We start from the raw sequence: 20450 nt of genomic DNA, 5'->3' as shown, positions 1-20450 counted from the left end.
CCGATGCGTCGGGGTGGGGGGACTCACACGGCGGAGCGGTGGGCGGGCAGGTGGGCGGACGGCATACTCGACAACGTCTTTCACCCCACTCACGAAGGCGGCTTCCACGCATGTCTCGGCTCCAGCGCACCGACGGCCTCACCGACGAGCAGAGCGAGCTCGTCAAGCTCGTCCGGCAGTTCGTCGAGGAGCAGATCATCCCGGTGGCACAGGACCTCGAGCACGCCGACGAGTACCCGACCGAGATCGTCGAGGGCATGAAGGAGATGGGGATCTTCGGGCTGATGATCCCCGAGGAGTACGGCGGTCTCGGTGAGTCGCTCCTGACCTACGCGTTGTGCGTGGAGGAGATCGCGCGGGGCTGGATGTCGGTGAGCGGCATCATCAACACGCACTTCATCGTCGCCTACATGCTGCTGCAGCACGGGACCGAGGAGCAGAAGCAGCGCTACCTGCCGCGGATGGCGACGGGCGAGGTGCGTGGTGCGTTCTCGATGTCGGAGCCGGGTCTCGGCTCCGACGTGGCCGCCATCAAGTCCAAGGCCGTCGCGGGTGAGGGCGAGGGCGAGGACCGGAAGTGGACCGTCAACGCGCAGAAGATGTGGCTCACCAACGGTGGCTCGTCCAACCTCGTCGCGGTGCTCGTCAAGACCGATCTCGGGGAGAGCGACAGCCCCTACAAGAACATGACGACGTTCCTCGTCGAGAAGGAGCCCGGCTTCGGGCAGACCGCCCAGGGCGTCACCGTGCCCGGCAAGATCGAGAAGATGGGCTACAAGGGCGTCGACACGACCGAGCTCGTCCTCGAGGGCCACGAGACGACGTCGGCGCAGATCCTCGGCGGGGTCCCGGGCAAGGGCTTCTACCAGATGATGGACGGCGTCGAGGTCGGCCGCGTCAACGTCGCAGCGCGCGCATGTGGCTTGTCCCGCAGGGCTTTCGAGCTCGGCATCGCCTACGCGCAACAGCGTGAGACGTTCGGCAAGCAGATCGCGCAGCACCAGGCGATCATGTTCCGCCTGGCCGACATGGCGACCAAGGTCGAGGCCGCGCACCAGATGATGGTCAAGGCGGCCAGGCTCAAGGACAAGGGCGAGCGCAACGACCTCGAGGCCGGCATGGCGAAGTACCTCGCCGCCGAGTACTGCGCCGACGTCGTCGAGCAGAGCTTCCGGATCCACGGCGGCTACGGCTACTCCAAGGAGTACGAGATCGAGCGCCTCTACCGCGAGGCGCCGATGCTGCTCATCGGCGAGGGCACGGCCGAGATCCAGAAGATGATCATCGGCCGCCGCCTCCTCGAGGAGTACGCGCTCAAGCGCTGACCCACCGACCTGCTCGTATGCCGGTCAGCGGGCTCCCAACCGTCGTCCAGCCCCGAGTGGGAGACTGGGGCCATGAGCACGCAACCGACACGGGGACTCGGGCCTGCGGCCGCCGCCCGGGTCCTGTCCCTCGAGTACCCGATGTCCCTCGGGGTCCACGACACGTATGCCGGCGCGCAGAAGACCGTCGACTACCTCTCCGACCACCAGTTCCCGGTCGAGAACCTCCTCATCGTCGGCACCGACCTCAAGCAGCTCGAACGCGTCACCGGCCGGCTCACCCGTGGCCGGATCCTCGTCGGCGGGCTGCTCTCCGGCGCGTGGCTCGGCCTGCTCATCGGCATGATCTTCGCGCTCTTCGACACGAGCGGGTTCGCGTGGACCTCGGTCCTCGCGACCGTCGTCTTCGGCGCCGTCTTCGGTGCGATCTGGGCGTTCGTCGGCTACTCGCTCACCGGTGGTCAGCGCGACTTCACCTCGGTGACCCAGGTCGTCGCGACGAAGTACGAGGTGCTCACGGAGCACAAGCACGCCGCCAGGGGTCGCGAGCTCCTCGCCCAGATGGACCCGATGGCCGCCGCGCAGGCGGAGGCCCAGCGGCTCCAGGAGCAGGCCCGTCGTGCGGACCCGACGACCGGTCCGGCCTCCACGCGCTGACCCCGTCTCGCCGAACCCCGCCGCTGTGACGCCCGCCCGGGTCTAGCCTGAGCGACATGACTGCGCCAGCGTTCGGCCCTCCGCTGCAGGAGATGCCCGAGGAGTTCTCGTCGGTCCTCTGCGTCGTCGCCCACCCCGACGACATCGAGTACGGCACCGCCGCCGCGGTCGCCAAGTGGACCGAGGCCGGCAAGACCGTCACCTACTTCCTGCTCACCCGGGGAGAGGCGGGGATCGACACCATGGCGCCGGAGGAGGCGAGGACGGTCCGCGAGGCGGAGGAGCGCGCGAGCGCTGCCGTCGTCGGCGTCACCGAGGTCGACTTCGGCAACCACCGCGACGGGGTGGTCGAGTACGGCCTTGACCTGCGTCGCGACATCGCCCGCGAGATCCGCCGTCGCCGGCCGGACCTCGTCGTCACTGGCGACTACGGCGACCGTTTCGTCGCCGGCATGCTCAACCAGGCCGACCACCGCGCGGTTGGGCTGGCCACGGTTGACGCGGTCGCCGACGCCGGCAACCGCTGGATCTTCCCCGAGCTCGTCGAGGAGGGCTTCGAGCCCTGGAACGTCAAGGTCCTCGCCTTCGCCGGTCCCTCGAAGCCGACGCACTACGTCGACGTCTCGGACCGCGTGGAGGTGGCGGTCGCCTCGCTCGAGGCGCACACGGCATACAACTCCGCACTGCCGGACACGTTTCCCAAGCCGGACGCGCTCGTCCCGATGATCCTCGAGATGGGTGCGCAGGCGGCTCAGGCTGACGGCGTCACGCACGCCCTCGTCCTCGACGTCGTGAACCGCCGCTGACGACCAGCTGATCGCCCCAGGGCGCGGTCGCGTGCTGCGCTCGCGGCGCGCCGTGGGGCAGCCAGTCGTGGGTCAGGCGTTCTCCTCGCGGACGTCGGCGATCCACGCCTCGACGTCGGCGCTGCTGCGCGGCATGGCGGCCGAGAGGTTCTCGTTGCCGTCGGCGGTGATGACGATGTCGTCCTCGATGCGCACGCCGATGCCGCGGAAGCGCTCGGGCACCTTGAGGTCGTCGGCCTTGAAGTAGAGCCCGGGCTCGACGGTGAGCACCATGCCCGGCTCGAGCTCAGCGTCCATGTACTCGGCGCGGGTCGCGAGGGCGCAGTCGTGGACGTCGAGGCCGAGGTGGTGCGAGGTGCCGTGGACCATCCAGCGGCGGTGGTACTGGCCGTGCTCGGTGTCGAGCGTGTCCTCGACGCTGACGCCGTCCGGGAGCAGGCCCCACGCGTGGAGGTGCTCGGCGATGACCTTGATGGCCGCGGCGTGGATGTCGGAGAACTTCGCGCCCGGCTTGGCGGCGGCGATCCCGGCCTCCTGCGCGGCGTACACGGCGTCGTAGACCTCGCGCTGCGCGTCGGTGAACGTGCCGCTCACCGGCAGGGTGCGGGTGATGTCGGCGGTGAAGAGCGAGTCGACCTCGACACCGGCGTCGAGCAGGACGAGGTCGCCCTCGGCGACGTCGCCGGTGTTCTTGATCCAGTGCAGCGTGTTGGCGTGGTCGCCGGACGCGGCAATCGAGTCGTAGCCGACGCCGTTGCCCTGATGGCGTGCGTGGAGGCCGAAGATGCCCTCGATCCACCGCTCTCCGCGACCGAGCTCGGCGGCGGTCTCAAGCTCGGCGATGACCGCCTCGAAGCCGACGTGCGTCGCGGCGACCGCCTCGCGCATCTGCTCGACCTCCCACTCGTCCTTGGTGAGGCGGAGGACCGAGAGGGCGTGGGCGAGGGCGTCGTCGAGCTCCACGAGGGACTCGCGCTCGGCGCCGTTCTCGACCCGGGCGTCGTCGAGGGTGGCGGACAGCTCGCGGTCGGCGTCGCGCACCAGGCGGACGGTGACCTCCCCGGCGTCCTTGGCGACGGCCGCCTCGAACTCGTCGATGTGGCGGGCGGTGAGTCCGAGCTCGAGCTCGATGTCGGCCAGGCTCGGGCGGGCGCCGACCCAGAACTCGCCGTAGCGCGCGTTCGCGAAGAACTCGTCGCTGTCGCGCTCGCCGAGCGGGCGGAAGTAGAGGACGGCCTCGTGGCCGTCGGCGGTCGGCTCGAGCACGAGGACGGCGTCCGGCTCGCGGTCGGCGCCGAGACCGGTGAGGTGCGCGAACGCGGTGTGCGGGCGGAAGACGTAGTCGGTGTCGTTGCTGCGCACCTTGAGCCCACCCGCGGGGACGACGAGCCGGTCGCCCGGGAAGGCGGCGCTCACGGCGTCGCGTCGCGCGGCGGCATACGGGGCCGCGGGGGACTGCCCGGTCGCCTGCGGACGGCGCTCCGCCCAGTCCTCGCGGACGAAGCGACGGAACTCCTCCGTCGTCGGCCGGGCGCGGTTCTCTGCCTGCTTCTGCTCTTCGCTCACCGGCCTATCGTGTCACGCGTGAGCGCCTACGACGGAGCCACGGTGGTCGAGCGGATGCGCAACCACTGGGGCGGGAGCACAGACCACCTCTACGGCGTGCTCGTGCGCGAGCTGGCCGACGACGCCGACCGCGGCGGGGTCGTGCGCGACATCCTCCGCGGCCACGAGGATGCGCCGGCCGGCGACATGGTGCAGCTGCGGCTGCTCGCCGGGATCCACCGCATCGTCCTGCGCGGCGACGCCCCCGGCCTCGCGCGCTTCTACCCGTCTGCGGGAGGAACGGCCGATCGGTATGCCGTGTGGCCGGCTCTCGAACCCGTCCTCCGCGAGCACGTCGACGAGCTGCGCGAGGCGCTCGACGTGGCACCGCAGACCAACGAGGTCGGCCGGTCGGTGGCGCTGCTCGCGGGGCTGTCCGAGGCGGTGCGGCGCACCGGTCTGAGGCGGGTGCGGCTGCTCGAGCCCGGGGCGTCGGCGGGGCTCAACCTGCTCGTCGACCGCTTCCGGTTCGTCGGCGACGGGTGGGCGGCAGGGCCCGAGGACGCGCACCTCGTGCTCGAGGGTTGCGGTGCCCCGGGCTTCTCGCCCCTCTCGTTCGAGGTCGTCGAGCGGCGCGGGTGCGACCTCGACCCGTTCGACGCGATGACGGAGGACGGCGGCGCCCATCTCCGGTCGTTCGTCTGGCCGCACATGCCCGAGCGCGACGGCCGGCTCGTCGCCGCGCTCGCCGCGCTGCGGGAGACACCGGTCGTCGTGGATCGGGCCGGCGCGGCCGAGTGGGTGCGGAAGCGGCTCGCGGAGCCGGTGGGCGACGATGTGCTCACGGTCGTGTGGCACTCGATCACCCGGCAGTACTGGCCGCGGGCGGAGTACGCCGCGATGCTCGCGGCGATCGACGAGGCGCGACCGCGTGTGCCGGTCGTGCGGGTCGCGCTCGAGGACCCGGAGGTGCTTCCGGAGTCAGAGTCGTGGCGGCCGCAGGTCGAGGTCGACGACGACGTCATCGGGTGGTGCACCCACCACGGGCCACCGCTCGAGCTCTCCCGCGCCTAACTCACCAATTCCTCGGGTTCGGCACACACGGTCGTGTACCGAACCCGAGGAATTGGTGAGTTGTGAGCGGTCAGAGGGCGCCGTCGGGGGCGAGGCGGCGGGCCTGGTCGGCGCTCTCGTCGTCGGGCATCGTCTGGCTCGACATCTCGGCCTCGACCCGGCGGTGGTAGATGTCGATCTCGTTCGCGACGCGCGTGGCGTCCCAGCCGAGAATGGGCGCGGCCAGGGCGGCCGCGTGGGGTGCGGCGCTGAGGCCGCGGTCGCGGGCCTCGATCGAGATGCGGGTCCGCCGGGTCAGGATGTCGGTGAGGTGCATCGCGCCCTCGGTCGCGGCGGCGTAGACGACCTCTGCCTTGAGGTGGGTCTCCCCACCGGGAAGCAGCACGCCGAGCTCGGGCCGGGCGTTGATGAGGACGAGGATCTCCTTGGTGAGCGTGCCGTAGCGCTCGAGGAGGGTCTCGACGTGCTCCTGCTCGATACCGGCCGACCGGGCGAGGATCTGCGGACGCTCGCTGAGCCACTCCCAGCCGACCGCGCCGGCGAGCGGCACCCTGTCGGTGGACGACTCGGCGACCTCCTCGCTGAGGTCCTTGACCGCCTCGTCGACGGCGTCGCGGGCCATGATCCGGTAGGTCGTGTACTTGCCCCCGGCGACGAGCGTGAGGCCGGGAACCGGTGTGGCGACGACGTGCTCGCGTGACAGCTTGGTCGTCTCGTCGGACTCGTCGCCCGAGATCAGGGGGCGCAGGCCGGCATACACGCCGTCGATGTCGTCCCGCGTGAGGGGAGTGACGAGGACCGAGTTGACCGTCTCCAGGAGGTAGTCGATGTCGGCGGAGGTGGCGGCCGGGTGGGCCTTGTCGAGGCTCCAGTCGGTGTCGGTCGTGCCGATGATCCAGTGTTCGTCCCACGGGATGATGAAGAGGACGGACTTGTCGGTGCGCAGGATGACGCCGGTCTCGGACGTGATGCGGTCCCGCGGGACGACGAGGTGGATGCCCTTGCTCGACCGCACCTTGAGGGGCCCGTCGTCGCCGAGCATCGACTGGATCTCGTCGGTCCAGACGCCGGTCGCCGCGACGACGCGCCGGGCCCGGATGTCGAACTCGTCGCCGGTCTCGTTGTCGCGGGCGCGCACGCCGACGACGCGCTCACCGTCGTCGGAGCGCAGCAGGCTCACCGCGGAGACGCGGTTGACGACATGGGCGCCGTGCTGGGCCGCGGTGCGGGCGAGCTCGAGGACGAAGCGGGCGTCGTCCACCTGCGCGTCGTGGTACTGGATCGCGCCGGTGAGCGCGTCCGGCCGCAGGCTGGGCATGAGGCGCAGCGCGGCCTTCTTGCCGAGGTGTCGGTGGCGGGGGAGCCCGGCCGTCTGGCGCACGCCGAACGCGAGCCCGTCGTAGAGCGCGATGCCCGAGCCGACGTAGAACCGCTCCCACGCCGGCTTGCTCAGCGGGTACATGAACGGCACCGGCCGCACGAGGTGCGGCGCGATCGTCGTGAGGAGCAACCGCCGCTCCTGCAGGGCCTCGTGGACGAGCCCGAAGTCGAGCATCTCGAGGTAGCGCAGGCCGCCGTGGATGAGCTTGCTTGACCGCGAGCTCGTGCCGCTGGCGTAGTCGCGGGCCTCGATGAGACCGGTCGAGAGTCCCCGCGTGACCGCGTCGAGCGCCGCACCGCACCCGACGACCCCGCCGCCGACCACGAGCACGTCGAGCTCACCACCCGAACGGAGCCGCTCGAGCGTGGACGTGCGTGCCGCGGGGGAGAGGGTCACCCGGTCGAGCATAGTTGCGCTGCTCGCCTAGGCTCCTGTCATGTCCGCCCCCCGCCCGCTGAGCCGCCAACTCGGCCGCCCGATCAACCGCCGGCTCGTCCTCGAGTCCGCGCTGGCAGGTGCCGCCGTCGGGGTGCCGGCGTGGCTGGCGTTCGGGACGACGGCGAATGCGGGTGTGGAGAGCGGCATCCGGGGTCGGGGTGCCGTGGCGCCGGCAGCTGCTGCGCCCGGTGTCGTGCCCTCGCTCGACCGCTCCGCACTCACCGCCGCCCTCGATGCCCACCTCGCCGAACGCGGCGGGACGATGGGTCTCGTCGTCCACGACCTGCGCACCGGTGGACGGTTCGCCTGGCGGGAGTTCGAGAACGAGTCGCTGAGCACGATCAAGGTCCTCATCCTGCTCGCCTGCCTCAAGAAGGTGCAGGACGGCGGCGAGCCGCTGACGAACGAGCGTCACTCGCAGGCACGCCGGATGATCCAGGCGAGCGACAACGCCGCCACCGACGCCCTGCTCGAGTGGGTGACGACGGCCAAGGTGCAGGAGGCTGCCGGTCTCCTCGGCCTCGAGGCCACGACTGTCCGCGGTGGTGGACCGGCCGGCTCGAAGACGTGGTGGGGCTACAGCAGGACCACCCCCGGAGACCTCGTCTCGGTCGTCGACGCCGTCGTCACCGGGACCCCGGTCATCCACGCGGGCCACCGGGCCTACATCCGCCACCTCATGGCCGGTGTCGTACCGGACCAGCGCTGGGGGGTCGCGGACCCGCCCCTGCCGCGAACGGCATACACGGAGACCAAGAACGGTTGGGGCCCGCTCCCTGACGGCTACCGGCTCAACTCGATCGGCCGCGTCCTCGGCAATGGCCGGAGTCACACGATGGCGATCCTCACGCGCAGCCCGCAGGGGTTCCGCTACGGCCGCGAGACGATCAACGGTCTGTCGAAGATCGTCTACGACGCGCTCGCCCAGCCGCTCCCCGCGGAGTAGGCGGACTCCTCGGCGGTCCTGCCGGGCAAGAGCAACCGGTCTCCGGACGCGGACGCCGTCACTTCGGCGCGGCGACCCAGGAGAAGTCCTTGACCGACATCCTCACGTTCGCTCCGCCGGTGTCGCAGGGCTCGAACCCGAAGCTGGCCGCGGTCCACGTGCTGTTCCTCGGCAGGTGGCCGTGCTCCTCCAGCCAGACGAGCATCTCCTTGACCTCGATGGAGCCGACCTTCTCGTTGCGGATGCTGTCGTCGTCGACTCCGGGCTTCCAGACCCGCTGCGCGCCGAACGTGCACAGGTGCCAAGGCTTCCCGGCGAAGGTCGCCGACGCCACGTGCGTGCAGTCGTAGTAGTCGTTGGCGGCGATGTCGACCTGGATCATCACCTCGTCACGCCAGTCGTTGAACCACAGGTCGTAGGCCGCCCAGGTCACGGTCTTCGCGTCGTGCGGGAAGTCGACGGACCAGGAGCTCACGGTGCGCGGCATCGCGCCGACCGTGCCCGTCATGTTCCAGCCGACGTTGGGGTAGGCCTGGACGCCGCCGAAACCGGTCCTGGCGTTGACCATGACGTACCAGTCGCGCGGGCTGTTGCCGTAGAGGGTCTGCTTGTAGGTCGGGTCGTCCGCGGCCGCCCAGACGTTCTGGTTGAGGTAGGGGTCGCCGTTGGTGCCGGTGATGTAGGGGACGGGCGGATAGAAGCACTTGCCCTGTGGTTCGGTCCGTACGCAGGAGTACGTCGTCGGCGACGGTGTAGGGGTCGGTGTGGCGGTCCTGGTCGGGGTGGGCGTCGAGGTCGGCGAGGAGGTGGGGGTGGTGCTCCGCGTGGGCAACGGCGAGATCGACGGTTGCGCCGCACCCATTCGCCGGCTCCCGATGAAGAGCGGGCTCACCTGGTAGTCCGAGGCCTCCCAGGTCTGCGTCGGGTACGTCGCCGTGGGTGAGTAGACGAAGACGCCGGCGTTGACGGGGGCGGTGAGCGAGCCCGACGTCTGGGGCTTCCGGTGGGCCCGCTGGACCGAGCTGTAGCGGCCGTCGGGCGCGAAGTAGGACGCGACGTACTCGGTCCCCGCCGTGACGGGCACGGGCTCGGGGAACCGATGCTGCACAAGTCCGGTCTCCTGCGTGGTCCGGGTCGCCGTGGCGAGCTGCTCGCCTGCCGCGTTCCACAGGTGTACCTCTCGTGCGGTGTTCGACGCCGTGCCGCGGCGGAACTCCACCCCTGTCACGTAGCCGTCGACCTTCGGGGTGAACCTGACTCCCAGGGTCACGGCCTCGGTGTCGGCGGCCACGGCACTGCCCGCGGGCAGCCGGAGACGGTCGGACGAAGGCGGTGACGAGGAGGACGACGTCGAAGACGACGTCGAGGGCGACGGCGACGGCGGCCACACGGCCCAGGCGACGGCCGTCGCCAACGCCACCAGTGCCACGAGGGCAGCGAGGAGTGCCGGACGCCTAGACACGGGAGTCATTCATGATCACCGTGTCGGGCGGGTCGATCCTCAGGTCAAGCACAGCCGTCACCTCCGCGACCGATGGCTGCGGCAACGATATCGGCGGGCCACCGGGGACACCAGAGGCTCGCGCAGATGTCCCTGTCCCGCGACGTCCCCGACCACGGAGACGCGCACGGGTGCCGACAGGTCTAGTCCAACCTCGACGGCCTCGTCGTGAAGGGTGCGTCGACGACCTCGGAGCGCTCCCACTGGCCCAGGATGCGCTGCCTGCGCCAGAGGACGAGCCGATGCACCAGGGGGATCCTGCGGCGCAGCACGGACGCCACGAGTCGGGAGGCGACTCCGCTGCCGAGCGAGTAGAGGCCGATCGTCGACTCGAAGCTCGCGTTCTTGGTCACGGGCAGCGGACGGAGCAGGCGCACCCGGTCGAGGAGGCCCTGTTCGTAGAGGTAGTCCCACTCATCGGCGTTGGCGCGGAGCGGCAGGAGACCGGCGACCATGCGACGGCAGGCATCACGCGTGATGACGTAGGCGCCCGCGTTGACGATGGAGGCGATGTCGACGGGAAGGGCCAGGGTGCGCGTGGCCGACAGGCGCACACTGCCCTCACGCGCCAGGACCACACCGTCCCTGCTGCCGTAGTTGAGCAGCACGACCTCCGCGCCCGTGAGGTGCGGCACGACCTGCTCCACGATGGTTCCGAGGTCGGCCGGCAGGGTCACGTCGTCCTCGAGGACGAGGGCGTGCTCGTGCCCGTCCTCGAGGATCCTTCGGTAGACCTGCAGGTGGCTCAGTGCGCAGCCGGCGGAGCCCGCCGGGAAGTCGTTCTTGGCGAGCAGCTCGGGGGCGATGGTCGCGCGGTCGCCCAGGTCGAGGCCCTGACCGTCGACGCCGGTGACGATGTCGTGGGTGAGCCCCGTCCGGGCCAGCTCCCGCGTGATGTGCGCCCGGCGGTTCGGCGAGCGTTCGAGGTTGATCACATAGGCGTGCACGAGTGCTGCCTCCTGCGGAGGGTCCGGGTCACGACCGGCTCCTCGATATCGACGGGACACGTGACTCGAGGAAGGACAGCAGCTCGGGCGCGAGCACCTCGGCCTCGAAGTCGCGGTCGAAGCGGTCCCGGGCGGCCCGCGACATCTCGGCCCGCATCGGCTCGCGGTCGAGGGTCTCGATCATCGCCACGGCCGCGCGGGCGGGGTCCGCCAGCGGGAAGAACCGCGCCTCGACCCCGTCGTCGCACAGCTCGCGCAGCGGCGCCAGGTCCCCGGCGAGGATCGGCAGCCCGGCCGCCATCGACTCCATGATGGCCAGCGACGACGACTCGGAGTATGCGGCGTGGATGTAGGCGCGGTACCGCGGCAGGAGCGTCCGGACGTCGCTCCTGAACCCCCGGAAGCGCACCTGCTGCTCGACGCCGAGTGTCTTGGCCTGCTGCTCGAGGGAGACCCGGCTGTCGCCCTCGCCGTAGACGTCGAGGGTGTGGCGCCGACCGCGGCGGTTCGCCTCGGCGAGCACCTCGAGGAGGAAGCCGTGGTTCTTCACCGGTTCCAGCCGCCCGATGGTGACGAGGTCGGCAAGGGGCGCCGCCACCGCCGCAGGCTGCCGGTGCACGAAGTTGCTGATGACGGCATACGGGACCGTGTCGGCCTCGGGCAGCCAGGCGAGCAGGGCATCGCGAGCCCACCGCGTCACCGCCACGACACCGTCGAGCTGCGGGATGACCTCACGCTCCACCTGGCGGAGGCGGCGGAAGGCCCGTCCGTCCCGCGCGATCTGCCCGCTCTCGACGTACTCGTCGGCCTGCGAGACCCGGAAGTGGATGGCCATGACGACGACCTGCTGCGGGCCGCGGCGGGCACGAAGGGCGGCGCGCGCAGCCGCAGGCCCCTGCGCGTAGATGACGCAGTCGTCGAGTCGACCCAGCTGCCGGCGCAGCGCCTGGCGCAGGAAGGCCTCGTGCCAGTGCCGGTGCCACATGACGCCGGCGGCGCTGCTCACCCGCGACAGGACGAGGCGCAGGCCGAAGACCGGGACGGTGAGAGGTCCACCCCACGAGAACGGCGTCACGAGAGTGGCTGCGCGACCGTGGCGCTCGAGGTGGGCGAGCAGCTCGCTCACGTGCGTCTGGACTCCGGTCACCCCCTCGGGGCGGTGCAGGGTGGCGATCACGAGGGGCGTCGTCGGGCCCTGCCCCGGTTCGACGGCCGGGAGCGGGTCGGACGACGTCATGGCTCACTGCCTCGCGTCGGCTGGGTCAGCAGTGCTGCCGCGACGACGAGGTCGAGCTGGTAGGGCGCGGCGGCCCCGAGCCCGGTCTCGGTGATGGATGCGACGACGCAGTAGGCGAGGAGGAACAGGGCGGTCGCACGCTCGGGCCCCGGCTCGCGGGTCGCCGCCATGATGAAGAGCAGGAGCAGGATCGTGGTGAGCAGGAACACCCCGACGAGACCCTGGTCGACGAAGACGCTCACCCAGCTGCTGTCGATGGGCAACCCCTGGAAGCTCTGGTTCGACAGCCCCGAGCCGAACAGCTGCTCCACGAGTGGTCGGGGAGTGTCGAAGACCGCCGACCACACCTTGGTCCGTCCGGTGAACTCGCCGACCTCCTCAGTGCTCTGCCCACGCAGCGCCCAGGTCGTCAGGGCGGACGCGAAGAACATCGCCGCCACCACCGTGGCCGCCCCGCTCAACAGGGTCACCCGCCGGGCGCGGACGTGGCCCAGCATGAGACTTGCCGTCGCCACCGCGAGCCCCACCAGCGTGCCCGCCACCGCCGTCCTCGTGTGGGTGGCGACGAGCACGACCCCAGAGATGAGCAGCGCAACCGAAGCGTGGCGACTTGTGATCACCCGGCACATCCACAGCACCACGGAGGTCCCGAAGAGGGTGGCGGCGAGATGCGCCACGCCGGTCGGCCAGATCGGCCAGATCACCCCGGCGAGCCGTCCCTCGACGGAGAACGCCAGCCCGGGACTGAGCGCGGCGCCGAGCAGCACGGTTCCCAGCGCCACCCACACGACCCGCCGGTGACACCGGAGGAGGAGCATGTCGCGGCGCCCCCACCACGGGGTGAGCAGCCACAGGACGACGACGAAGAGGATGAACCGGACGGCCCGGTAGGTCGAGCCGAGGAAGAACTCGTTGTGCAGGCTGACGGCCAGCCCCAGGACCGCGAGGACCGACATCAGGATCATGAACAGGTTGGTGCGCACCAGCCCTCGCGGGTTGGCGATGAGGACGAGCAGCAGGGCGAGGGGCAGTGAGCCCTGAGCGATGGCCTTGCCGACCGAGGCCGGCATCGGCAGCAGGGTCGTGGTGCCCCCGAAGGTCAGCACGTTCATGACGAGGGCGGCCCACGCGGCCTGCACCAGACCGGGTACGGGGGGACTCCGGTCGACGCCGAACCTCGTCCGCGACGCGGGCAGTGCCGTACGAGGGACGCTCGTTGCCATCGAGAGCTCCTCACCTCTCCGGCGCCCACGCATCGTGCAACGCACGACGCCACGTCCGCCCTGGAGTCGTCACCCGGTCCCGAGGACCGCCGTCCCGCCGACCTGCTGCGGGTACCTCTCGACGCTACCGGGCACCGTGCGTCGGCGTGGCCGGAATCGTGCAACGCGGCGCGCGCGGCCCTGGCGTCCGCGGCTCACTCGGCGGACGTGGCGGACCGCCGCCCGCCTTCCTGTCAGTCGACCTCGACCCAGTCGAGGGTCCGCTCGACCGCCTTCCGCCACCCGGCATACCCGACCTCACGCTGCTCGTCGGACCACCGCGGTTCCCAGCGCTCGGCCTCGGCCCACTTGCTCCGGAGCTCGTCGGTGCCGGACCAGAAGCCGGTCGCCAGCCCCGCGGCATAGGCGGCCCCCAGAGCCGTGGTCTCGGCGACGACCGGCTTGCTCACCGGCACGCCGAGGACGTCGGCCTGCAACTGCATGCAGAGCCGGTTGGCCGTGACGCCGCCGTCGACCCTGAGCGTCTCGATGTGCACGCCGGAGTCGGCGGTCATCGCATCGGCGACGTCGCGGCTCTGGTAGCAGATCGCCTCGAGCGTCGCCCGCGCGAGGTGGGCGTTGGTGTTGAAGCGCGACAGCCCGACGATGGCGCCACGTGCGTCGCTGCGCCAGTAGGGCGCGAACAGCCCGCTGAACGCCGGCACGAAGTAGACGCCGCCGGTGTCGTCGACCTGCTTCGCCAGGCCTTCGATCTCCGAGGCGCCCGAGATGATGCCGAGCTGGTCGCGCAGCCACTGGACCGCGCTGCCGGTGACGGCGATCGACCCCTCGAGCGCGTAGACCGGTGCGGCAGAACCGAACTGGTAGGCGATGGTCGTGAGCAGGCCGTTCTCGCTGCGGACGAGCTCGGTGCCCGTGTTGAGCAGGAGGAAGTTGCCCGTGCCGTAGGTGTTCTTGGCCTCGCCCGGCTCGAAGCACACCTGCCCCACCGTGGCCGCCTGCTGGTCCCCGAGGACGCCGGTGATCGGCACCTTCGCCGTGCCCCGCTCCCCGGACGTCGTCCCGTATGCCGTCGCGTCACTGCTCGCGGAGATCTCCGGGAGCATCGCGCGCGGGATCCCGAAGAACCCGAGCAGCTCGTCGTCCCAGTCGAGCGTCGTGAGGTCCATGAGCATCGTGCGGCTCGCGTTGGTGACGTCGGTGACGTGGAGACCGCCGCGGGGGCCGCCGGTGAGGTTCCACACGAGCCAGGTGTCCGAGGTGCCGAAGAGGGCGTCGCCGCGCTCGGCCGCCTCGCGGACGCCGTCGACGTTCTCGAGGATCCACTGGACCTTGCCGGCGGAGAAGTAGGTCGCCGGGGGCAGTCCCGCCTTGTGCCGGATCGTGTCACCGCGGCCGTCGGCGTCGAGCGCCTTGGCGATGGAGTCCGTGCGGGTGTCCTGCCAGACGATGGCGTTGTGGAACGGGCGTCCGGTGCGGCGGTCCCAGACGATCGCCGTCTCGCGCTGGTTGGTGATGCCGATGGCAGCGAGGTCGGTGCCGGCGAGCCCGGCCTTGGTCAGCGCGCTGCCGATGACGGTCTGGGTGCGGTCCCAGATCTCGAGCGGGTTGTGCTCGACCCAGCCGGCGCGGGGGAGGACCTGCTCGTGCTCGAGCTGGTGGCGCGCGACCTCGGCGCCGTCGTGGTCGAAGACCATGAACCGCGTGCTCGTCGTGCCCTGGTCGACCGCCCCGATGAAGTCCGCCATGCCGCCAGAGCCTAGAGCGCCCCATGGGCGGCCCGGCGCCGCGACGTGCGGCTGCGGGGGGCGGGCCTCGCATGGGGGCGGACCTTGCGGGGTAGGGCGGGGGTGACCCACGACAGACCGGCCCGAGGGCCGCCGGGACGGAGGCTGCCATCGCCACCACGACCACTCCCTTCTCGAGCATCCGGGCGACCGTCGAGGAGCACTTCGGCCACGACCGTCTGCGGCCCGGCCAGGAGGACGCGATCGCTGCCCTCCTCGACGGCCAGGACGTCCTGCTCGTGTCGCCGACCGGGTCGGGCAAGTCGCTCACCTACCAGGTGGCGGGGCTGCTGTCCGGCGGCCTCACGATCGTCGTGTCCCCCCTCCTCGCGCTCCAGCAGGACCAGGTCGACGCCTTGACCGAGGTCGGGATCGGCGCGGCACGGCTCAGCTCGGCGGAGTCGGCGGGGGCGCGGGAGGAGGCGATGGAGGGGATGCGCAGCGGTGCCATCCGCTTCGCCCTGCTCGGGCCGGAGCAGCTGGCGCGGCCACAGGTCCGCGGTGCGCTCGCGGCCCTGCGCCCGACGCTCGTCGCCGTGGACGAGGCGCACTGCGTCTCGACGTGGGGGCACGACTTCAGGCCGGACTACCTGCGCCTCGGCGACCTCGTGCAGGAGCTCGGGACACCCCGGGTCGTGGCGATGACGGCCACCGCTGCACTCCCCACGAGGCGCGACATCGTCGAACGGCTCCACCTGCGGGCGCCTTGCTTGGTCGTGACCGGGTTCGAGCGCGACAACATCGCCCTGCACGTGCACCGGTGCCTCGACGAGCGGGACCAGCAGGAGCGCGTGCTCGGCGAGGTGGACGGCCGCCGCGCCGACGCGGGAAGCGTCCTCGTGTACTGCCGCACGCGCAAGGGTGCGGAGGCGTATGCCGCGGAGCTGGCGACCCGTGGGCACCGCGTGGCGGCCTACCACGCCGGCCTGGGGAAGCGTCGTCGCGAGGAGGTCCAGCGGTCCTTCATGACCGACGACCTCGACGTCGTCGTGGCAACCTCCGCCTTCGGCATGGGGATCGACAAGCCGGGCATCGGCCTCGTCGTCCACGCCGACGTGCCCGAGTCCCCGGACACCTACCACCAGGAGGTCGGGCGGGCAGGTCGCGACGGTGCTCCGGCTGCGGGCGTGCTCTTCTACCGGTCCGAGGACCTCGCGCTCGGACGCTTCTTCGCGACGCCGGTGCCCGGGCGAGGTGACGTCGTGGACGTGGCGTCGACGATGGCGAGGACCGGCAGCAGGGACCCGCGCGAGGTGCGGGAACGCCTCGACCTCGGACCCCGCAAAACCGCGCGGCTCGTCAACCTCGTGTCGCTGGCGCTCGAGGCCTCCGGTTGCTCCGACCTCCCCCCGGAGCAGCTGGCGGACCTGGTCATCGAGCGGGCCGAGGCGCAGCGCCGCCTCGAGCGCTCCCGCGTCGAGATGATGCGCGCCTACGCCGAGACCGACCGGTGCCGGAGCGCCTTCCTGCTCGCCTACTTCGGTGCACCCGTCAGCGGTCGCTGCGGCGTCTGCGACAACTGTGTCGACGGTGTGGCAGCGGACGAGCGAGCCGACGCCAGTGCCAGGTTCGCCGTACAGGCCGCGGTCCGGCACGACGAGTTCGGTGTGGGCGTGGTCACCGACGTCGTCCAGGACCGCCTCACGGTGCTCTTCGACGACGCCGGATACCGCACCCTCTCGCTGGAGGCCGTCGAGGACAACGACCTGCTGGAGCCGGCGTGACCTGCCTGCTGCGCCGGGGTGGGCGATGAGCGCCTCGGTGGCTGCCACGGGCTCATGGACCGACCCGGACGGGATGAGGTCACCCGCCGGCGAGGTGCACGCCTGGCTGCCCGGGACCAACCAGACCGTGTGCGGCCTCTCGTTGCACCGGTCGCAGCTGCTGCGGTTCCCCCACGTCGACTGGCGAGATGTCCAGCCCGAGACCGGTCGGGACGCCGACCGCGTGGCCGTCGTCTGTGCCCGGTGTGCCGCAGGGATGGGTCGTCGGCGCGACGAACGCCCTTGGCGGCGGACCAACCCGCGCCCCTGACAAGCCGGCACCGCGATCGTCCACCGGGACGCTGTGAGGGAACGCACGCGGCATACGTGGTGTCGGCGTGGGGGGCGGCAGGCAAGGATGGGCGGCATGCAGTTCGGACGCAGCTACGAAGAGTTCGAGGTCGGAGCGACCTACAGGCACTGGCCCGGCAAGACGGTCACCGAGTTCGACGACCACATGTTCTGCCTGCTCACGATGAACCACCACCCGCTCCACCTCGACAGCAACTACGCCGAGGAGACCACGCAGTTCGGCCGCAACGTCGTCGTCGGCAACTACGTCTACTCGATCCTGCTCGGCATGAGCGTGCCCGACATCTCGGGCAAGGCCATCGCCAACCTCGAGATCGAGAGCCTGCGCCACGTCGCGCCGACCTTCCACGGCGACACCCTCTACGGCGAGACACGGGTGCTCGACAAGTGGGAGAGCAGCTCCAAGGACGACCGTGGCGTCGTCCACGTCGAGACGATCGGCTACAACCAGGACGGCAAGGTCGTCTGCATCTTCCGCCGCAAGGTCATGGTGCCCAAGGACAGCTACCTCGAGGCCCGCGGCGGCGAGCAGCCCGGCCGCCCGACGCCTCAGCCCGACAAGAACTGGCCCGGACCGGAAAACGCCGCGACCGACTGACCGCTCCCGTGCGAGGGTGGCGCGCATGACCTCCCGCCTCATGCACACGTCCGTCGACTCCCGCAACGCCCACGACCAGTCGCACTGGTGGAGCGAGGTGCTCGGCTGGTCGGAGGACCCGAAGGACCCGAACCTGCCCGGTCACGAGGAATGCATGATCTTCAGCCCCGACGGTCGTCAGCGGGTCCTCTTCATCGAGGTGCCCGAGGGCAAGACGGTCAAGAACCGCCTCCACTTCGACCTCACGCCGACGGACCGCACGCGCGACGAGGAGGTCGCCCGGCTCCTCGAGCACGGCGCCACCGTGCACCAGGACCTGCGCGACCTCCCCGGCCGCCCTGCCGGGTCGGGCTGGGTGACGATGCTCGACCCGGAGGGCAACGAGTTCTGCGTCCTGCGCAGCGAGTCCGAGCGTCCCGACCCCTACGCGCACCTCGTCGTCTGACTCACTTCACCGCGTCGGTATGCCGGGTGCCCGCCTCGTCGGTCCAGCTCACCGACGTGACCGTGGGGCCTGAGCTTCCCCCGGGCGCGGTGGCCGTGGCCCAGGCGACGGTCATCCCCTCCGGGGTGGCGGTGGCCGGCTCCGTGGTGGAGGCGGCGCTGCTCCACGTGAAAGACACGTCCGTGGCACCGGCCGGGAGCAGGGTCACCGAGGTCCAGGACCAGTCGCCGCCGTCGGTCTTCGTGCCGTAGCCCATCGTCGTGCTCTGCTCCTGGCTCAGGGGCCGCGTGGAGCCACCCGACCCGTCGGCCATGAAGGCCCCCATGACCCCGGAGTCCCGGGCGACGAAGAAGGTGTCCCCGTCGGTGATCTTCGTGCCGGGAAGCACGGTCCCGTCGGCCGAGTGGACGCGCCCGTCGGGGTCCATCCAGATGGTGTCGACGTAGGTGTCGACCTCCTTCGGGTCGTCGAACTTGACGGCGATGGCCTGGTAGTCGGTGCCCGGCAGCGGATTCTGGTCGGTCTGGATCCCGCCCTTGGTACCGTCCCGCGTCACGGTGAGGAAGGTCGTGGCGTCGGCCGGGGCGGTGCCGAGCATGACCCCTTCGGCGCCGGAGCCGGTGCCCATCGACAGGACGGTGGGGTCCGCGCTCGACCCCGCGAGCTGCTGTCGCAAGGAGCCCGAACCCTTGTAGAACACGATGTTGGGCTGGTCCGCCGGGGCGCCCGGTCGCACCTCGATGGTCCAGGAACCGTCGAAGAGGGCGGCCGACACCCGTCGGCCTCCATCGACCGAGGTGGAGGGTCCAGCGGGCAGGGCGCTGCCCCCGACCGGGCTGCCGGCGACCGCCACGACGACGGCCGCGGCTGCGGCTGCCACGCCGGCGCCGAGCCCAGCGCGGCGCAGGTTGCGGCGGCGCAGGCGGCGGCGACCGCCGGCGTGCACGGCGTCCTCGTCGACGGACATGGACGGCGCCGGGGGAGCGGCGAGCAGCTCGAGGATCGGGTCAGACATGACGACCTCCTTCGGGGACGAGCAGGGTGCGGAGACGGGTGAGGCCGCGCGAGGTCGAGGACTTCACGGTGCCGGTGCTCACGTCGAGGGCGTCGGCCGTCTCGCGCTCGGAGAGGCCGATGTGGTGGCGGAGGACGACGCACTGCCGTTCGCGGACGGGCAGGGTCGCCAGGGCCGAGGCGAGCTCGTCGGCGAGCGCCACGTGGTCGGACCGGTCGGCCCGCCCGGTGTCGGGCACCTCGTCGGTGAGGCTCTCGCGCCATCGGCGCCTGTGGGAGTCGGTGTGGAGGTTGACGAGAACCCGGCGGGCGTAGTTGTGCGTGCCTCCCTCCTCGATCCGCGGCCAGGCCACGTAGACCCGCTCGAGGGTCTCCTGCACGAGGTCCTCGGCGCTCGACGCGCCGCCCGTGAGCAGCCACGCGAGCTTGAGCAGCCGGGGCGAGCTCGCCCTGAGGAACTCGTCGAACGAGCCGTCGTCACGTCGCTTCACGGCACCTCCTCCACCTCATCACCGAACCGGACGGCCTAGGTACGGGCGTCCGGTCCGAAAGGTTGTCACGGGAGCGGAGATGTCACTCGTTGATGTCGTGCGGCTCGCCGCCGACGTGCTGCACCACCCAGCCCTTCGGTCCGTACGGGCCCGTCTCGCCCACCGGCTGCGGCACCCGGAAGACGGCGACGTAGAAGGTGCGCTCGGTCGTCGAGCCGGGGTTGAAGCGGGAGGGGTCGACGAGCCGCAGGTGGCCGATGCTCTCCTTCGTCACCGGCTTCCCGTCGATCGACACGACGTCCGCGAAGCGCGATCGCGTGAAGACGAAGAACCGGTTCGGGTCGGTGCGGTCCCTGCCCTTGATGCCGTCGCTGGGATAGATCGCTCGCTCCCGCCACGCCTCGCGGCCGTCGGTCTGGACGACGAGGTCGTAGTTGGGCCTGCCCATCGCGTCGGTGACCGGCTCCAACCGAGCCCGGTGGGTTCGGCCTGCCACCGTGACGGTGCTGCTCCACGTCGACGTGCTGGGTGTGGACGGGCTGCTCTTCGGCTTCGCGGGGCTGGTGCGGCGCGCCGCCGTCGGCCTCGGGCCGGGGGTCGACGGTGTCGGGGCCGTCGGCGTGGCCGTCGGGCGCGGGGAGGCCGGGACGGACGTCGACGGGCTCGGCGTCGCGCTGGCCGTGGGCGAGGCAGAGGGCGTCGCCGACGGAGTGGTCCGCGACGCCGCGGTGCCGGTGTCCCCGACAGCCGGCCCAAGGGTGCCGAGCATCATGACGGCGGCAACCGCGGCGGTGCCGACGGCGGCCACGGCGAGCACCCGGTGACGGCGAACGCCCGAGTGGCCACGGCCGAGCTCGTCGTCGGTGGCGCCGCCGGTGGGCGGAGCGCCGGCGGTGGCACCTCTCGGCTCACGCGCGTGCAGGTCCTCGTTGTCTCGCTTCATTGCTGGCTCCCTTCGGT

19 protein-coding genes are annotated in these 20450 nt (G+C 71.2%); 9 read left to right on the top strand and 10 right to left on the bottom strand.

Annotated features, from left to right (window positions below):
• Positions 1-110: 110 nt before the first annotated feature.
• From ACOJV7_RS02905 to ACOJV7_RS02895, 3 genes are all read left to right on the top strand, one after another.
• Positions 111-1325, top strand: a complete 1215-nt coding sequence (locus ACOJV7_RS02905; protein ID WP_420188659.1) for an acyl-CoA dehydrogenase family protein — start codon at positions 111-113, stop codon at positions 1323-1325.
• Positions 1326-1397: 72 nt separating this feature from the next.
• Complete coding sequence (locus ACOJV7_RS02900; protein WP_420188658.1) at positions 1398-1982, top strand: YflT domain-containing protein; 585 nt, start codon at positions 1398-1400, stop codon at positions 1980-1982.
• A 56-nt stretch (positions 1983-2038) separates the two neighbouring features.
• Positions 2039-2788 carry a PIG-L deacetylase family protein gene (locus ACOJV7_RS02895; protein WP_420188657.1) on the top strand — a complete coding sequence of 250 codons (750 nt, stop codon included), beginning with the start codon at positions 2039-2041 and terminating at the stop codon, positions 2786-2788.
• Positions 2789-2860: 72 nt separating this feature from the next.
• Here ACOJV7_RS02895 and ACOJV7_RS02890 read toward each other — a convergent pair whose 3' ends face one another.
• Complete coding sequence (locus ACOJV7_RS02890; RefSeq protein ID WP_420188656.1) at positions 2861-4354, bottom strand: aminopeptidase P family protein; 1494 nt, start codon at positions 4352-4354, stop codon at positions 2861-2863.
• Between the two features lie 18 nt (positions 4355-4372).
• Between ACOJV7_RS02890 and ACOJV7_RS02885 the strand changes: the two genes are divergently transcribed.
• On the top strand, positions 4373-5407 hold the full coding sequence (locus ACOJV7_RS02885; RefSeq protein WP_420188655.1) for a DUF2332 domain-containing protein: 1035 nt from the start codon (positions 4373-4375) through the stop codon (positions 5405-5407).
• A 70-nt stretch (positions 5408-5477) separates the two neighbouring features.
• Here the strand turns inward: ACOJV7_RS02885 and ACOJV7_RS02880 are convergent, their stop codons facing one another.
• Complete coding sequence (locus tag ACOJV7_RS02880; protein ID WP_420188654.1) at positions 5478-7196, bottom strand: glycerol-3-phosphate dehydrogenase/oxidase; 1719 nt, start codon at positions 7194-7196, stop codon at positions 5478-5480.
• 28 nt (positions 7197-7224) lie between these two features.
• On the opposite strand from ACOJV7_RS02880, the gene ACOJV7_RS02875 reads away from it, so the two are divergent.
• Positions 7225-8172 carry a serine hydrolase gene (locus ACOJV7_RS02875; protein ID WP_420188653.1) on the top strand — a complete coding sequence of 316 codons (948 nt, stop codon included), beginning with the start codon at positions 7225-7227 and terminating at the stop codon, positions 8170-8172.
• Positions 8173-8230: 58 nt separating this feature from the next.
• On the opposite strand, the gene ACOJV7_RS02870 is transcribed toward ACOJV7_RS02875, so the two are convergent.
• The 5 genes from ACOJV7_RS02870 to glpK form a co-directional block, all read right to left on the bottom strand.
• Complete coding sequence (locus ACOJV7_RS02870; protein WP_420188652.1) at positions 8231-9463, bottom strand: DUF4082 domain-containing protein; 1233 nt, start codon at positions 9461-9463, stop codon at positions 8231-8233.
• A gap of 353 nt (positions 9464-9816) precedes the next feature.
• Positions 9817-10620, bottom strand: coding sequence for a glycosyltransferase family 25 protein (locus tag ACOJV7_RS02865; RefSeq protein ID WP_420188651.1), 804 nt, complete (start codon positions 10618-10620; stop codon positions 9817-9819).
• 28 nt (positions 10621-10648) lie between these two features.
• Complete coding sequence (locus ACOJV7_RS02860) at positions 10649-11857, bottom strand: glycosyltransferase family 4 protein (protein WP_420188650.1); 1209 nt, start codon at positions 11855-11857, stop codon at positions 10649-10651.
• Positions 11854-13080 (bottom strand): hypothetical protein, encoded by a 1227-nt coding sequence (locus ACOJV7_RS02855; RefSeq protein WP_420188649.1) that lies wholly within the window; start codon positions 13078-13080, stop codon positions 11854-11856. Before ACOJV7_RS02855 ends, ACOJV7_RS02860 begins: the two co-directional genes overlap by 4 nt.
• Positions 13081-13313: 233 nt before the next feature.
• Positions 13314-14828 carry a glycerol kinase GlpK gene (gene glpK, locus ACOJV7_RS02850; RefSeq protein WP_420188648.1) on the bottom strand — a complete coding sequence of 505 codons (1515 nt, stop codon included), beginning with the start codon at positions 14826-14828 and terminating at the stop codon, positions 13314-13316.
• Positions 14829-14977: 149 nt separating this feature from the next.
• On the opposite strand from glpK, the gene ACOJV7_RS02845 reads away from it, so the two are divergent.
• From ACOJV7_RS02845 to ACOJV7_RS02835, 3 genes are all read left to right on the top strand, one after another.
• Positions 14978-16591: a RecQ family ATP-dependent DNA helicase gene (locus ACOJV7_RS02845; RefSeq protein ID WP_420190366.1), complete on the top strand. Its 1614-nt coding sequence runs from the start codon at positions 14978-14980 to the stop codon at positions 16589-16591.
• Between the two features lie 406 nt (positions 16592-16997).
• Positions 16998-17540, top strand: coding sequence for a MaoC family dehydratase (locus ACOJV7_RS02840; protein ID WP_420188647.1), 543 nt, complete (start codon positions 16998-17000; stop codon positions 17538-17540).
• Positions 17541-17565: 25 nt separating this feature from the next.
• On the top strand, positions 17566-17985 hold the full coding sequence (locus ACOJV7_RS02835) for a VOC family protein (protein WP_420188646.1): 420 nt from the start codon (positions 17566-17568) through the stop codon (positions 17983-17985).
• A 1-nt stretch (position 17986) separates the two neighbouring features.
• Here the strand turns inward: ACOJV7_RS02835 and ACOJV7_RS02830 are convergent, their stop codons facing one another.
• From ACOJV7_RS02830 to ACOJV7_RS02820, 3 genes are all read right to left on the bottom strand, one after another.
• Complete coding sequence (locus ACOJV7_RS02830; RefSeq protein WP_420188645.1) at positions 17987-19000, bottom strand: hypothetical protein; 1014 nt, start codon at positions 18998-19000, stop codon at positions 17987-17989.
• Entirely contained in the window at positions 18993-19490 is a 498-nt protein-coding gene (locus tag ACOJV7_RS02825; RefSeq protein WP_420188644.1) for a SigE family RNA polymerase sigma factor, read from the bottom strand. Before ACOJV7_RS02825 ends, ACOJV7_RS02830 begins: the two co-directional genes overlap by 8 nt.
• Before the next feature lie 82 nt (positions 19491-19572).
• A complete protein-coding gene (locus ACOJV7_RS02820) occupies positions 19573-19986 on the bottom strand; it encodes a hypothetical protein (RefSeq protein ID WP_420188643.1) in 414 nt (137 codons plus the stop codon).
• Position 19987: 1 nt separating this feature from the next.
• Here ACOJV7_RS02820 and ACOJV7_RS02815 point away from each other — a divergent pair, with 1 nt between their 5' ends.
• Complete coding sequence (locus ACOJV7_RS02815) at positions 19988-20314, top strand: hypothetical protein (protein WP_420188642.1); 327 nt, start codon at positions 19988-19990, stop codon at positions 20312-20314.
• Positions 20315-20450: the final 136 nt, after the last annotated feature.

It is taken from the genome of Knoellia tibetensis (assembly GCF_048606415.1).
In the GTDB taxonomy this organism is placed as follows: domain Bacteria; phylum Actinomycetota; class Actinomycetes; order Actinomycetales; family Dermatophilaceae; genus Knoellia; species Knoellia tibetensis.
The sequence above is the reverse complement of the archived record's forward strand: the minus strand, read 5'-3'. Positions and strand labels throughout refer to the sequence as shown.

Bases quoted from the DNA above. Each gene is read 5' to 3' on its own strand.
- ACOJV7_RS02855 (WP_420188649.1), bottom strand. From the start codon at position 13,080: ATGGCAACGAGCGTCCCTCGTACGGCACTGCCCGCGTCGCGGACGAGG.
- ACOJV7_RS02895 (WP_420188657.1), top strand. From the start codon at position 2,039: ATGACTGCGCCAGCGTTCGGCCCTCCGCTGCAGGAGATGCCCGAGGAG.
- ACOJV7_RS02830 (WP_420188645.1), bottom strand. From the start codon at position 19,000: ATGTCTGACCCGATCCTCGAGCTGCTCGCCGCTCCCCCGGCGCCGTCC.
- ACOJV7_RS02840 (WP_420188647.1), top strand. From the start codon at position 16,998: ATGCAGTTCGGACGCAGCTACGAAGAGTTCGAGGTCGGAGCGACCTAC.
- glpK (WP_420188648.1), bottom strand. From the start codon at position 14,828: ATGGCGGACTTCATCGGGGCGGTCGACCAGGGCACGACGAGCACGCGG.
- ACOJV7_RS02880 (WP_420188654.1), bottom strand. From the start codon at position 7,196: ATGCTCGACCGGGTGACCCTCTCCCCCGCGGCACGCACGTCCACGCTC.
- ACOJV7_RS02835 (WP_420188646.1), top strand. From the start codon at position 17,566: ATGACCTCCCGCCTCATGCACACGTCCGTCGACTCCCGCAACGCCCAC.
- ACOJV7_RS02860 (WP_420188650.1), bottom strand. From the start codon at position 11,857: ATGACGTCGTCCGACCCGCTCCCGGCCGTCGAACCGGGGCAGGGCCCG.
- ACOJV7_RS02905 (WP_420188659.1), top strand. From the start codon at position 111: ATGTCTCGGCTCCAGCGCACCGACGGCCTCACCGACGAGCAGAGCGAG.
- ACOJV7_RS02875 (WP_420188653.1), top strand. From the start codon at position 7,225: ATGTCCGCCCCCCGCCCGCTGAGCCGCCAACTCGGCCGCCCGATCAAC.
- ACOJV7_RS02900 (WP_420188658.1), top strand. From the start codon at position 1,398: ATGAGCACGCAACCGACACGGGGACTCGGGCCTGCGGCCGCCGCCCGG.